This is a genomic window from Aeromonas sp. EERV15, from assembly GCF_900079845.1.
GTDB lineage: Bacteria > Pseudomonadota > Gammaproteobacteria > Enterobacterales > Aeromonadaceae > Aeromonas > Aeromonas sobria.
Genome location: NZ_FKKY02000017.1, coordinates 84,621 through 97,291, shown reverse-complemented (window position 1 = coordinate 97,291; position 12,671 = coordinate 84,621). Strand labels below are relative to the sequence as shown.

At 59.6% G+C, this 12,671-nt stretch carries 13 protein-coding genes; 12 read left to right on the top strand and 1 reads right to left on the bottom strand.

The window, feature by feature from the left end; translation table 11 throughout:
* Positions 1 to 677: 677 nt before the first annotated feature.
* The 7 genes from nrfA (at position 678) to nrfF (ending at position 8,472) form a co-directional block, all read left to right on the top strand.
* Positions 678 to 2,120: an ammonia-forming nitrite reductase cytochrome c552 subunit gene (gene nrfA, locus BN4575_RS15375; protein WP_068978849.1), complete on the top strand. Its 1,443-nt coding sequence runs from the start codon at positions 678 to 680 to the stop codon at positions 2,118 to 2,120.
* Between the two features lie 53 nt (positions 2,121 to 2,173).
* Entirely contained in the window at positions 2,174 to 2,803 is a 630-nt protein-coding gene (nrfB, locus tag BN4575_RS15370) for a cytochrome c nitrite reductase pentaheme subunit (protein WP_068978841.1), read from the top strand.
* Positions 2,800 to 3,492: a cytochrome c nitrite reductase Fe-S protein gene (gene nrfC, locus BN4575_RS15365; RefSeq protein WP_068978840.1), complete on the top strand. Its 693-nt coding sequence runs from the start codon at positions 2,800 to 2,802 to the stop codon at positions 3,490 to 3,492. Before nrfB ends, nrfC begins: the two co-directional genes overlap by 4 nt.
* 90 nt (positions 3,493 to 3,582) lie before the next feature.
* A complete protein-coding gene (gene nrfD, locus BN4575_RS15360; protein ID WP_068978848.1) occupies positions 3,583 to 4,536 on the top strand; it encodes a cytochrome c nitrite reductase subunit NrfD in 954 nt (317 codons plus the stop codon).
* A 161-nt stretch (positions 4,537 to 4,697) separates the two neighbouring features.
* Positions 4,698 to 6,659, top strand: a complete 1,962-nt coding sequence (gene nrfE, locus BN4575_RS15355; protein ID WP_068978839.1) for a heme lyase NrfEFG subunit NrfE — start codon at positions 4,698 to 4,700, stop codon at positions 6,657 to 6,659.
* Positions 6,656 to 7,270 (top strand): DsbE family thiol:disulfide interchange protein, encoded by a 615-nt coding sequence (locus tag BN4575_RS15350; protein ID WP_068978838.1) that lies wholly within the window; start codon positions 6,656 to 6,658, stop codon positions 7,268 to 7,270. Before nrfE ends, BN4575_RS15350 begins: the two co-directional genes overlap by 4 nt.
* Entirely contained in the window at positions 7,267 to 8,472 is a 1,206-nt protein-coding gene (gene nrfF / locus BN4575_RS15345) for a heme lyase NrfEFG subunit NrfF (protein WP_068978837.1), read from the top strand. The genes BN4575_RS15350 and nrfF overlap by 4 nt, the downstream gene beginning before the upstream one ends.
* Before the next feature lie 475 nt (positions 8,473 to 8,947).
* Here the strand turns inward: nrfF and BN4575_RS15340 are convergent, their stop codons facing one another.
* Positions 8,948 to 9,226 carry a YcgL domain-containing protein gene (locus BN4575_RS15340; RefSeq protein WP_042023742.1) on the bottom strand — a complete coding sequence of 93 codons (279 nt, stop codon included), beginning with the start codon at positions 9,224 to 9,226 and terminating at the stop codon, positions 8,948 to 8,950.
* A 107-nt stretch (positions 9,227 to 9,333) separates the two neighbouring features.
* On the opposite strand from BN4575_RS15340, the gene minC reads away from it, so the two are divergent.
* The 5 genes from minC (at position 9,334) to mtgA (ending at position 12,446) form a co-directional block, all read left to right on the top strand.
* Positions 9,334 to 10,047 (top strand): septum site-determining protein MinC, encoded by a 714-nt coding sequence (minC, locus tag BN4575_RS15335; protein WP_068978836.1) that lies wholly within the window; start codon positions 9,334 to 9,336, stop codon positions 10,045 to 10,047.
* An 18-nt stretch (positions 10,048 to 10,065) separates the two neighbouring features.
* Positions 10,066 to 10,878: a septum site-determining protein MinD gene (gene minD, locus BN4575_RS15330; RefSeq protein ID WP_042023745.1), complete on the top strand. Its 813-nt coding sequence runs from the start codon at positions 10,066 to 10,068 to the stop codon at positions 10,876 to 10,878.
* Between the two features lie 2 nt (positions 10,879 to 10,880).
* Positions 10,881 to 11,147: a cell division topological specificity factor MinE gene (minE, locus tag BN4575_RS15325; protein WP_042023747.1), complete on the top strand. Its 267-nt coding sequence runs from the start codon at positions 10,881 to 10,883 to the stop codon at positions 11,145 to 11,147.
* A 196-nt stretch (positions 11,148 to 11,343) separates the two neighbouring features.
* Positions 11,344 to 11,670: an HI1450 family dsDNA-mimic protein gene (locus tag BN4575_RS15320; RefSeq protein WP_068978835.1), complete on the top strand. Its 327-nt coding sequence runs from the start codon at positions 11,344 to 11,346 to the stop codon at positions 11,668 to 11,670.
* Positions 11,655 to 12,446 (top strand): monofunctional biosynthetic peptidoglycan transglycosylase, encoded by a 792-nt coding sequence (gene mtgA, locus BN4575_RS15315; RefSeq protein ID WP_068978834.1) that lies wholly within the window; start codon positions 11,655 to 11,657, stop codon positions 12,444 to 12,446. Before BN4575_RS15320 ends, mtgA begins: the two co-directional genes overlap by 16 nt.
* Positions 12,447 to 12,671: the final 225 nt, after the last annotated feature.

Genomic DNA, 12,671 nt, shown 5'->3' with positions numbered 1-12,671 from the left:
ATTAACATCAGCATCTAAAGAATGCTCATCTGTTCAAGAACCATACCTCATCTGACAACGTTGGTCTTTTCACAATTTTCGATAGAGATCGCGCTAAAAGGGCCATTACCTGCTGTTTTGTGCATCCAGCAAGGGCGCCAAGAAAAGAATAGCTTCATACAGAGCCAAACATTCTCGCTGCAACGCTGGCCCCGGCGTTGTTGTTATGACCAATTCTGTCGTTTGGCGAAAAATTCCCTCGTTGATGCGCGTAAGTGATACTTTAATGATTACTAAATAGCTGCAAACCCCTGAGCTGATGGGCTCACTTGTTGGGTACCCCACCACCTGGCTGGGGTCAGCCTATGGCCCCCCTCGCCAACATGGATGTGTAAATCGCCTGGGTAGAGAGCCATCCCTCATCTGCCAACTCACGCCATGCAACGCCTTGAGTTCTCATAAATTTCAATCCAGATCTCATTTCAGCTTTTTTCCCGTCTCAACAATTGATCTGACGCAACTCTGCTTCTGATAAAACAACATTGAATTTACCTGTTTGATAAATTCAGCGTGAGTAATCAGGTACTGCAAGGTCAGTTTCACCACCAACGGCATGTCTGCCCTCCCCCACGGGGATAAAGTCCACACGACAAGATGGATCGGGTCAGACCGGACAAAAAAACATTTATCTGGGAGTGATACACGTGGGTTCACAACACAGGCATACCAAACTGGGGCTCGCCGCCCTGCTGCTGACCAGCTGGCTTGGCGCCAGCGGCTGGGCACTGGCTGATGAGGCAACATCCAAGGGCAAGATAGAGGCACGCAGCGAACTGTTCGCCAAGGATCACGCCGATCAGTTCACCAGCTGGCAGGCCACCAGCGAAAGCAAGGAGCGCACCGATGCGCTGGCGGAAGATCCCAACATGGTGGTGCTGTGGGGGGGTTACCCCTTTTCCAAGGATTACAACAAGCCGCGCGGTCACTTCTATGCCCTGACCGACGTGCGCGAAACCCTGCGCACCGGCGCCCCCAAGACTGCCGAAGATGGCCCGCTGCCGATGGCCTGCTGGAGCTGCAAAGGCCCAGATGTGGCCCGCGTTATCGACGAAAAAGGCGAGGATGGCTACTTCAAGGGGATGTGGGCAAAAGGTGGGCCGGAGATTGTCAACACCATCGGCTGCGCCGACTGCCACGACACCGCCTCGAAGGAGTTCAAGGAGGGCAAACCGGCCCTGCACCTCTCCCGTCCCTATGCCGATCGGGCCATGACCGCCATCGGCAAACCGTTCAAGGAACAGGGACGCTTCGATCAGCAGTCCCAGGTGTGCGGTCAGTGCCACGTGGAGTACTACTTCAGCGGCCCCACCAAGGCGGTGAAATTCCCCTGGGACAAGGGCACCACGGTTGAGCAGATGGAAGAGTATTACGACGAGATCGGTTTCGCCGACTGGACTCATGCCCTTTCCAGGACCCCCATGCTCAAAGCCCAGCACCCCGAGTACGAAACCTGGCGCGCCGGCATTCACGGCCAGAACAACGTCGCCTGTGTCGACTGTCACATGCCCAAAGTGCAGAACGAACAGGGCAAGGTCTACACCGATCACAAGGTGGGCAACCCCTTCGATCGCTTCGATCAGACCTGCCGCAACTGCCACACCCAGAGCAAGGAGATGCTGCAAGGGATCGTCAAGCAGCGCAAAGAGGCGGTGATCGAGACCAAGCTGAAGGTCGAGAAGCAGCTGGTACACGCCCACTTTGAAGCCAAGGCGGCCTGGGATGCCGGCGCCACCGAGGCAGAGATGAAGGATATTCTGCAGGACATCCGTCACGCCCAGTGGCGCTGGGACTACGCCATCGCCTCCCACGGGGTGCAGATGCATGCCCCCGAAGTGGCCCTCAAGGTACTTGGTGGCGCGCTGGATAAAGCCGCTGACGCCCGCACCAAACTGGCGCGCCTGTTGGCCAGCAAGGGGATCAGCCACGAAATCGCCATCCCCGACATCTCCACCAAGGAGAAAGCGCAAGCCGCCCTTGGTATGGACATGAAGCAGTTCAACAGCGACAAGGCCCAGTTCCTCAAGACCACAGTTCCAGCCTGGGATGCCGAGGCCAAAGCGGCCGGACGGCTGGCACAGTAATGGCGCCTGCGGGCCCGGCCCCAAGTCGGGCTCGCAGCGGATGGAGGCTTCCTATGGGTGATTTAACGATGGATTTCTTACGACTGATGCTGATGGCAGCCATGCTGCTGACCAGCCTGCAGGGTCAGGCCGCCGAACCGGCTGCCGCCCCTGTTCCGACCACAGCTGTCTCAGCCACACCTGTCTCAGCCACACACAAGGTGGCGTTTTTACGCAATCCCGACAAGGCCTGCACCGACTGTCACAAGGAGCAGAGCGAGGGGATGCACGGCAGGCATGGTCAGGCGACCAATCCCAACAACCTTAAACCGGTCACCTGCACCAACTGCCACGGCCAGCCCTCCCCCCAGCACAGGGAAGGGGTCAAGGATGTGATGCGCTTCAGCCACAGCCTGAAGGATAAAGAGAGCATCAAGCTCTACCCCATCAGCGAGCAGAACGGGGTTTGCATGAGCTGCCACGAGCCCAAAGTGCTTCGCGAGGCGCTCTGGGCCCACGACGTGCACGCCACCAAGCTCACCTGCACCAGCTGCCACCAGCTGCATCCGGCCAAAGAGCCCATGGTGGGGATCCCGGAAAAATCCCGCATCAAGCTCTGCGTCGACTGCCACAGCAAGCAGCATGAGGCCAGCAAGGCCCGGCAGGAGCAGTCCAAACCGGCTACCGGCAAGGAGGCCTCATGAGCTGCTCTCGCCGTGACTTTATGGCGGGCATGGGCGCGGGGGCCCTTATCATGATGACGGGGACTGCTCGTGCCAACACCCGCTCCCTTGCCACCCCCCTCGCCCACAGCCAGACCATCGACGGGATACGCTATGGCATGATCCACGATGAGACGGCCTGCATCGGCTGCACCGCCTGCATGGATGCCTGCCGGGAGGTGAACCAGGTGCCGGAAGGGGTCTCGCGGCTCGAGATCATCCGCTCCGGCCCTATCGGTGAATTCCCCGATGCCGAGTACCGCTTCTTTCGCAAGTCCTGCCAGCACTGCGACAACGCTCCCTGTGTGCACGTCTGCCCGACCGGTGCCTCCCATATCCGCAAGGAGGATGGCATCGTCGATGTGGACGCAGATCTCTGCGTCGGCTGCATGTATTGCCTCGCCGCCTGCCCCTATCAGGTGCGCTTCATCAACCCGGTCACCCGGGTGGCGGACAAGTGCGATTTTTGCCGCAAGACCAACCTGGCGGCGGGCAAGGAGCCGGCCTGCGTGGCCTCCTGCCCCACCAAGGCGCTGGTGTTCGGCAATCTGGATGACCCCAACAGCCCCATCGCCAAACGGCTGGTGAAGGAGACCATCTATCGCTACAAGCAGGCGCTCGGCACCTCGCCCAAGATGTACCGCGTGCCCAAAGGGGAGATAAAGTCATGACGATGCAAGAGGCGTTTCACTTCCCCTCCCTCGTGTGGGGATTTGCCCCATCACCATCTCCCCCGGCCGAAACAGAGGGAGGGAATGACCATGTGGCATGACGCATTTCACTTCCCTTCCCTTGTCTGGGACTGGCCCATCGCTATCTATCTCTTTCTGCTCGGCATCTCCGCCGGGGCCACCACCCTCTCGGTGCTACTGCGCCGCAAGGGGGCCGGCAGCGAGAGCGGCATCATCAAGGCGACCGCCATTCTGGCGCCGACGAGCGTGATATTGGGGCTGCTCATCCTTATCTTCCATCTGGCCCGCCCCTGGACCTTCTGGAAGCTGATGTTCCACTACCAGTTCGACTCCGTGATGTCGATGGGGGTCATGCTGTTTCAGCTCTATATGGCGGTGCTGTTCGCCTGGCTGGCGGTAGTGTTTCGGGCCGAGATCGAGACATTACGTAGTCACCTGCTGAAAGAGAAGTTCGCTTTTGTGGATGGGCTGATTGGCTGGCTCGCCCACATCGAGCGGCTGCTGGCACCGCTGTTGCTGCTGCTCGCCGTGCTGCTGGGGGCCTACACCGGCTTTCTGCTCTCGGCGCTCAAGACCTATCCACTGTTGAACAACCCGGTGTTGCCGGTGCTGTTTCTGGTCTCGGGCATCAGCTCAGGTATCGCCTCTACCATCTTGCTGGCGGTCACCCTGTTCAAAGAAAACCACCACAGCCAGGGGGTGAGCTTCGTGCATCGCTTCGAGCGGCCGCTGCTGGCGGTGGAGGTGCTGCTGCTGGTCTGCTTCTTTACCGGCCTCTACTTTGGTGGCGGCCAGAAAGAGGTGGCGATGTGGGCGGCCATCGGCAGCGGCTTCTGGGCTCAGGTGTTCTGGGTCGGCGTGGTGGGGATCGGCATGCTGCTGCCCCAGCTACTGGCTCTGTTGGCTCCCGCACCGCTGCGGGCCAAAAACGGCTATCTGGTGCTGGTCTGCAGCCTGACCCTGGTGGGGATCCTGCTGCTGCGCTACTTCGTGCTTTATGCCGGCCAGATGACAGTAGTTTAAAGGTATGATCACCAGCGCCAGCCGCCTCCGGGTGACTGGCGCTTATTTGTGGCGATGAGTTTTTGCGATTCGTTGTTGCAGGAGTGTGGATGTTATCCCCCAGCGCCGGTACGGTGCAGACACTGCGGCATAACATAGACGAATGATTGACTGGAGGTTTTGTGCTGGCAGAGCTTGGCTATCTCTCACTGCTACTAGCAGCGGTACTCTCGCTGCTGCAGGGCACCTTGCCCTGGCTGGGATTGCGCCTCGTCTCCCCGACTCTGCTGCGCTGCGCCACGCCGCTGGCGCTGAGCAATGCCATCCTGCTGGGCGCAGCCCTGCTGCTGCTCGCCAGCTGCTTTGCCCAGGATGATTTCACCGTCAGCTATGTGGCCCAGCACGCCAACAGCGCCCTGCCGCTTGGCTTCAAGCTGGCGGCCGTGTGGGGCGGCCACGAGGGCTCCATGCTGTTCTTCGTCTTTGCGCTGGGGCTGTGGGGAGCCCTGGTGGCTCTTTGCTCCCAGCGGGTCGATCCGCTCATCCGCACCCGGGTATTGGCCATCATGGGGCTGATCGTCGGGCTGTTCGGTCTCTATACCCTGATCTTCTCCAGCCCGTTTGACCGCCAATTCCCGGGGCCACTGGAGGGGCGCGATCTCAACCCCATGCTGCAGGATATCGGCCTGATCATCCACCCGCCCCTGCTCTATCTCGGCTACGTCGGCTTTGCGGTCAACTTCGCCTTCGCCATGGCTGCGCTCCATTCGGGTAGACTGGATGGCGCCGTGGCCCACTGGAGTCGCCCCTGGGCGCTCGGCTCCTGGGTGTTTCTCACCGCCGGCATCGTGCTGGGCTCCTGGTGGGCCTATTACGAGCTCGGCTGGGGTGGCTGGTGGTTCTGGGATCCGGTGGAAAATGCCTCCCTCTTGCCTTGGCTGCTCGGCACAGCCCTGCTGCACGCCCTGGTGGTGTGCGAGAAGCGCGGCGCTTACGGTCACGCCGTGCTGCTGCTCTCCATCTTTACCTTTTCGCTGAGCCTGCTCGGTACCTTCGTGGTGCGCTCCGGGGTGCTCACTTCGGTGCACGCCTTTGCGGTGGACCCCAGCCGTGGCCTCACCCTCTTGTTGCTGCTCGGCTTGTTATTGACCTGCGCCCTCACCCTGTTTGCCCTGCGGGCGGACATTCGCGCCCCCTATGCCCGCTTCGGTTTCTGGTCGAAAGAGGGGCTGCTCGGCACCGCCATCCTGCTGCTTTGCGTGGCCTGCGCCAGCGTGTTGCTCGGCACCTTCTACCCCATGGTGTTCCAGTCACTCCATCTGGGCTCGCTCTCGGTGGGGGCCCCCTATTTCAATACCATCTTCGTGCCGCTGGCCCTCTGCCTGATGGGGCTGATGACCCAGCTGCCGCGCCTGCGCTGGCAGCATCTGGCAGCCCAGCGCCGCATCAAGGTGCTGCTCCCATGCCTGTTCGGCCTGCTGGGGAGCACCTTGCTGAGCCTCGCCTATCCCGAGCCGCTGCGGGGAGGCTGGCTGGGGCTTGCGGCCAACGTGCTGAGCCTCTGGCTGATGGCCAGCCTGCTGCTCCCGCTCTTGCAACCGACGTCGCTACGCGAGCTCACCCTCAATCGGTTCGGTAGCCTGCTGGCCCATCTCGGGGTTGCGGTGTGTGCCCTAGGCATCGCGCAGGTGAGTCACCACAGTCAGGAGGGGGGCGCCGTCCTCGCCGCAGGCCAGCCCTATCGGCTCGGCGCCTTCGAGTTTCGCTATGAGGGGAGCGAGCCGGTGATCGGCCCCAACTATACCGCCGAACGGATCACCCTGAGCGTGCACAAAGAAGGTAAAGAGGTCGCCAGGCTCGCCCCCGAGCGGCGCAACTACAGCGTGCGCACCATGAACATGAACGAACCCGGCATCGCGTGGGGACTGTTTGGCGATCTCTACGTGGTGCTGGGTGAGAAGATGGGGCCAGATGCCTATGCCATGCGGCTGCACTACAAGCCGCTGGTGCGCTGGATCTGGCTCGGTGGCCTGCTGATGATAGCGGGCGGCACCCTGCGACTGCTCGCCCGTCGCCCCTTGCTTGCCTCCCGCCCCGTTGCGGTTAGCGCCTCCCATCCCCGGCTCGAACAGGAGGCGTTATGAGATCCCGCCTGCGCCTCTTTCTTCCACTGCTGCTGACCCTGAGCCTCGGCATCCTGCTCTGGCTCGGCCTTGGCAACAATCCCTACAGCCAGGATGAGGCAACGCTCGGACGTACCCTGCCTGCGTGGCAGAGCGACAATCTGCTGGATGGGCGTCGGATCCAGACCGCCAGCCTCAAAGGTGAGCCCTTTGTGCTTAACGTCTGGGCCAGCTGGTGCGTCAACTGCCGCGCCGAGCATCCGTTGCTCAGCGAGCTGGCGGGCACAGTGCCCCTCTACGGTCTCAACTACCGGGACAAGGGGGATACCGCCCGCGCCTGGCTTATCCAGGCGGGCAACCCCTATCGCGCCGTACTGGCCGACCCTGACGGCAAACTGGCCCTTGAGCTCGGCGTCTACGGCACGCCGGAAACCTATCTGTTTGATGCCGATGGTGCCCTGCTCGCCCGCCATACCGGCGCGCTCACCAAAGAGATCTGGCTACGCCAGTTTGCACCGCTGCTGGACAAGGCTCGAGCAGACACGCAGATAAAGGCCGCCACGACTGCACCAGCTATTGCACCATCTATTGCGACGTCTATTGCAACATCAGCTCGGGAGACACTGCCATGATGTGTCGTTCTCTTGCCTGCGCCCTGCTGGCCCTCGGCATGCTGCTGAGTGCAACTGCATTTGCCAGCGGGGTCGATACCTATCAGTTTCGCCACCCCGAGTTGCAAAACCGGGCGCAAGATCTGGCTCGCGCCCTGCGCTGCCCACAGTGTCAGAACCAGAATCTGGTGGAGTCCAACTCCCCCATCGCCCGGGATCTGCGGCTCGAAGTCTATCGCTGGGTAGATGAGGGGCAGAGCGACGAGCAGGTGATTGCCCGTATGACGGAGCGCTTCGGCGATTTCGTCCGCTACGCTCCCCCCTTCAAGAGCAGCACGGCGCTGCTGTGGGGCGGCCCCCTGCTGCTGTTGGGGCTGGCGCTGTTGACCCTGTTTCGCCGCCTGACACACACGAAAGCGCAGACCATCCCTGTCGTTAAGGCCATCGTTGAGCCGCGCCATCAACCCGCCGCCGATCCGCGCAGCGAATTGAATCAGCTGATCATGCACGGGGAGCAGGCCAGCCTCTCCCCCGCAGAGCCGCTCTATAGGGAGCTGAGCGCCGCCCGCCTGGCCAACGCCATCCCGGCGGCTGAGCTGGCCCTGCGCGCGCAACTGGCCAACCAGCATGACAATCGCGGCCGCCATCATCGGCACGGGCGGGCCTTGTTGCTGCTTGGCATCATGGCATTCGCGGCCGTTGCCGCTGTGTATCTGAGCACCGGCCGCTATCAGGCATGGCAGGCTCATGCATCCCGTCCCGACCCGCTGGCCGGGTTGAGCACGCGGGATCTGCAGGACAAGGAGCTGGGGAGTCTGCATCAAACCTTGCAGCGCAGCCCCGCCGATCTCGACAGCTGGGCGGCGCTCGGTCAGCTCTATCTCTATCGGAACGAGTACGACAACGCCCTGTTCGCCTATCAACGTCTAGCCCTGCTGGAAGGGGGGGCCAGCGCGGCAACACAGGCCGCGCAAGCCACCGTGCGCTACTATCAGGCGGGCCAGCGACTTACTCCCGAAGCAACACGCCTGCTGGAGAGTGCCCTCAAGCAGGACACGGGGGAAGTGAGCGCCCTGATGCTGCTCGCCTCCGATCACTTTCTGCATGGCCGCTACAGCCAGGCCATTGCGCTGTGGCAGCAACTGCTCGATGGCGAGCGACCCCGCATCAACCGGGCCGCGCTGATCGAGGCGATCCAGACGGCGAAAATGATGGGGGGATAACGGGCGATGGGATCAAACTTCCTTGAAAATGCCCGCTCAGTTGACCCGCCGAGCGTTGTCAGTTAAACCGAGTGCTTCCAAGTTGGCATCTCGCAATTACCCAGCTCCCGGCAAAGTTGCGACATAAAAGAGTTGCGGCATAAAAAGGCGAGAAGCGAAACCGCAATATGTGGATTAAAGGAGGTGATGCCAAAACAACCAGCGACGCCTGACCGCTAACAATCCATTTCATTTACGCACTCTCATCCCGCACTCTCACTCAGAGGGTAGAGAGACAAAGGGATGTGGTTATCGGAGCAGGATAAATTGAGGCTGATTTTAAAAAACAGCCACAGGATCGGCAAAGTGGGAAACATTGTTCATCTGGGCTGGCAGACATTGATTATCAGGCCCCCCAATATTGCTGAAAGAGCGCCTGGCATACCTTAAAAAATTAAACCCACGGCACTGTTCTCTGCGCAGTGGAGATAATTTATCAGAATGACTTTTTCAAATGGGATTTATGCTGTTCCAGCAAATTCTCGGGAGGGGGTGGCACCTGCAGGTAGAACCCCTGAGTGGTCAGTGCGGTCATCACCTTGCTGACATCGGCCATACCCAAGGGTTTACTCGGGTCCAACTTGCTCATCAAGACCAGCTCGGGACGCCCGAATGCGGTCAATAATGGTTCTGGAACGCGGGAGAAATCCTCTCTTCTTTCAACAAAAAGGTAGGTCTCGGCTTTTTTGCGACTTTTATAGACTGCACATAACATGGAAGTTGATATAATCCGACGAGTTTATTGCCTCTGATGGGGGCAAACTATAACATCAGGAATTGAATAACAATAACGGATTAGCATCTCTGCCTCGGGGAAGATTCATGGTTGATCGCGATAACGAATTGAAAGGGACCACCTTCACTATTTCTGTGTTGCATATCAGCGATGGCGAGCCTGAGCGGATCCGTCAGTTGTTGGCCGAAAAAGTGGCTCAGGCACCCTACTTTTTTAATTGTGCGCCACTGGTGATCAATGTTTCCCGGCTGGAACAGATCCCTGATTTTGAACAGCTCAAGGAGCTGGTGGAGTCTGAGGAGTTTGTGCTGGTCGGTATCACAGGGGCGCGCAGTGAAGAGATGAAGACCGCCGCCAAGGCGGTTGGGCTGGCAGTCATGGCCTCGGGAAAAAGTCGCAGCAGCGAATCCGAACCGACACTGGCACCGGCTGCCCCCGTGGTAATACCCGAGCCAGAGCCTGCCCCCGTCATCCCGACCAAGGTGCATGTGGGGCCGGTGCGTTCCGGCCAGCAGATTTATGCTGCTGGCAGCTCGCTGGTGGTGCTCGGCTCCGTCAGTCCGGGCGCGGAAGTGCTCGCCGATGACAGCATTCATATTTATGGCACCCTGCGTGGCAGAGCCATTGCCGGTGCCCGGGGCAACGCCCAGGCCCGGATCTATTGCCAGCAATTACAGGCCGAGCTGCTTTCCATCGCAGGCACGTTCCAGTTGAGCGATGCACTGCCAGCAGGCCTGATCCAGCAACCGGTACACGTCCGGCTGGACAACGAACAACTCCGAATAGACCGTATCAAATAGAGTTACAAGGAAGCGAGAATGGCGCGAATCATAGTCGTTACATCGGGTAAAGGTGGCGTTGGCAAGACCACAACCAGTGCGGCCCTGAGCACCGGTTTAGCCCAGCGCGGTCACAAGACTGTGGTCATTGATTTTGACATAGGCCTGAGAAATCTGGATCTCATCATGGGCTGCGAACGGCGCGTGGTGTATGACTTTGTCAATGTCATCAACGGGGAAGCAAACCTCAATCAGGCGCTGATCAAGGACAAACGCTCGGAAAATCTGTTTATCCTGCCCGCCTCCCAGACCCGGGACAAAGATGCCCTCACCCGTGAGGGGGTCGAGAAGATCCTGGATCAACTGGCGGAGATGAAGTTCGATTACATCGTCTGCGACTCCCCGGCTGGGATCGAGGCGGGCGCGCTGATGGCGCTCTATTTTGCCGATGAGGCAATCGTTACCACCAACCCGGAAGTCTCTTCCGTGCGTGACTCGGACCGTATCCTTGGCATCCTGGCCTCCAAGTCCCGTCGCGCCGAACGTGGCGAGGATCCCATCAAGGAGCACCTGCTGCTGACCCGCTACTGCCCGACCCGCGTTAACCGTGGTGATATGCTGAGCGTGCAGGATGTGCAGGAGATCCTGGCGATCCCGTTACTTGGGGTGATCCCCGAGTCCCAGGCTGTACTGCGGGCCTCCAACTCTGGCGAACCTGTCATCCTGGACAAGGAATCTGACGCAGGCAAAGCATACGAAGATGCGGTTTCCCGTTTGCTGGGTGATGCCAAGGAATTTCGTTTTCTGGAAGAAGAAAAGAAGGGCTTCTTTAGCCGACTGTTCGGGAGTTAATCATGTCATTATTGGATTATTTTCGTTCCAGCAAGAAACCGAATACCGCACAGATGGCCAAAGAGCGGTTGCAGATCATTGTTGCTCACGAGCGTTCATCCAGAGGGGGGCCGGATTACCTGCCCCAGCTCAAGCAGGACATCCTTGATGTCATTCGTAAATACGTCAACATTGATCCGGAGAAGATCACCGTCCAACTGGATCAGAAGAGTGATGAGCTGTCAGTGCTGGAGCTCAACATCACCTTCGCTGATGACAAAAAGGGATAAGCTGACGCCCTATGCGTAACCCAGTTCCCCAATAAAGACCGGATCCTTAACCAGGATCCGGTTTTTTATTTGCTCAAACTGCCACAGAGATTCACCTCGTCTCGCCAAGGTGGCCAGTGATCGCTAGAATAGCGCCGCCCCTCACTGGCATGGGTCAGTGCAGGCACCTTCTTCTCTTTTTTGGAACCGACCGCTTATGTCTTTGAATGACGAAATGCACAGCGTCGAAGAGCTGCTCGATACCGCTCTCGAACTTTTTATGGAGCTGGCCTCCGATAATCTGCCTGAGCAGGAGATCGCCCGTTTTAATCAGGGGTTCAACGATCACGGCCTGCTGGCTGAAACCGACCCGGCAGATGACTGGGAAGCGGACGTGGGTTTTGCGGTGAGCGACACCGACTATGCCGAGATCTGGATCGGCCTTGGCAATGAAGAACAAGAGTACGAGCACCTGTTTGCCCGCATGCTGCTCTCCCGCCGTGTTGATGAAAAGTTCTGCCACATCGAATGGCTACCCCAATAATTCCGGATCCTGATGATCCAAGCCACTATCAGTGGGGGTCAGACCCTGACGCCGTGGCCCCCGTGCGTGCATCTGCATCGCTTGGCCGTCGGGTGCTGAGGTGGGCAGGAAAAATCGCGCTGACCGGGCTGCTCTGCTCGGTCGGTTCGGTCGCCTTGCTGCGCTTTATCGATCCACCGATGTGGAGCTGGCGCATCGAGCGGGCAATGTTTCCGCCCGCCAAAATCACCCAGGTTCGCCATGAGTGGGTCGATCTGGCGTCCATATCCAAAGAGCTGCAGCTGGCGGTGATCGCCGCAGAAGATCAGCGTTTTGCCGACCATAACGGCTTTGATATGAATGCCATCAGCGCCGCATTCAAACATAACCAGCGCAGCGAACGGGTACGCGGTGCCAGCACCCTCAGCCAGCAAACGGCAAAAAATCTCTTTATGTGGAGTGATCGCAGCTTCCTGCGCAAGGGGCTGGAGGCCTGGTTTACCCTGTTGATGGAGCTGGGCTGGGACAAGGCCCGTATTCTGGAGGTCTATCTCAATATCGTGGAGTTCGGCCCCGGCATCTATGGCGCCGAAGCCGCCGCCCGCACCTATTTTGGCAAACCGGCCAGCCGGTTGACCCGTTACGAATCATCGCTGCTGGCGGCGGTACTACCCAATCCGTGGCGCTATCGGATCAAGCCCCCTTCACCCTATGTGCAGAAGCGCTCGGTCTGGATCCGTCGCCAGATGGGGCAACTGGGCCAGATCACCCTCAATCGGGTGCATCAGGCCGATTAATCGTCAGACTCATCGGATCGTCCTGGTGGGCCCAAATGCCCTCCCACCATCCCTCTGTGGAGTGGCAGATAGTGCCACCACCAGGTCTCCCTGCGCCGTTTGATCTGCTGCCGCCGCACCCGCTGTTTCATCCCCTCGCCCCCTTCGCTGAACCGAGTAGTAACCATACGCCGACCACAGCGACTTTGACAGGCTGACGCACTGGTCTGGCTGCCATCGCCAATA

Bases quoted from the DNA above. Each gene is read 5' to 3' on its own strand.
- nrfB (WP_068978841.1), top strand. From the start codon at position 2,174: ATGGGTGATTTAACGATGGATTTCTTACGACTGATGCTGATGGCAGCC.
- nrfC (WP_068978840.1), top strand. From the start codon at position 2,800: ATGAGCTGCTCTCGCCGTGACTTTATGGCGGGCATGGGCGCGGGGGCC.
- nrfD (WP_068978848.1), top strand. From the start codon at position 3,583: ATGTGGCATGACGCATTTCACTTCCCTTCCCTTGTCTGGGACTGGCCC.
- BN4575_RS15350 (WP_068978838.1), top strand. From the start codon at position 6,656: ATGAGATCCCGCCTGCGCCTCTTTCTTCCACTGCTGCTGACCCTGAGC.
- nrfF (WP_068978837.1), top strand. From the start codon at position 7,267: ATGATGTGTCGTTCTCTTGCCTGCGCCCTGCTGGCCCTCGGCATGCTG.
- BN4575_RS15340 (WP_042023742.1), bottom strand. From the start codon at position 9,226: ATGTTATGTGCAGTCTATAAAAGTCGCAAAAAAGCCGAGACCTACCTT.
- minC (WP_068978836.1), top strand. From the start codon at position 9,334: ATGGTTGATCGCGATAACGAATTGAAAGGGACCACCTTCACTATTTCT.
- minD (WP_042023745.1), top strand. From the start codon at position 10,066: ATGGCGCGAATCATAGTCGTTACATCGGGTAAAGGTGGCGTTGGCAAG.
- minE (WP_042023747.1), top strand. From the start codon at position 10,881: ATGTCATTATTGGATTATTTTCGTTCCAGCAAGAAACCGAATACCGCA.
- BN4575_RS15320 (WP_068978835.1), top strand. From the start codon at position 11,344: ATGTCTTTGAATGACGAAATGCACAGCGTCGAAGAGCTGCTCGATACC.
- mtgA (WP_068978834.1), top strand. From the start codon at position 11,655: ATGGCTACCCCAATAATTCCGGATCCTGATGATCCAAGCCACTATCAG.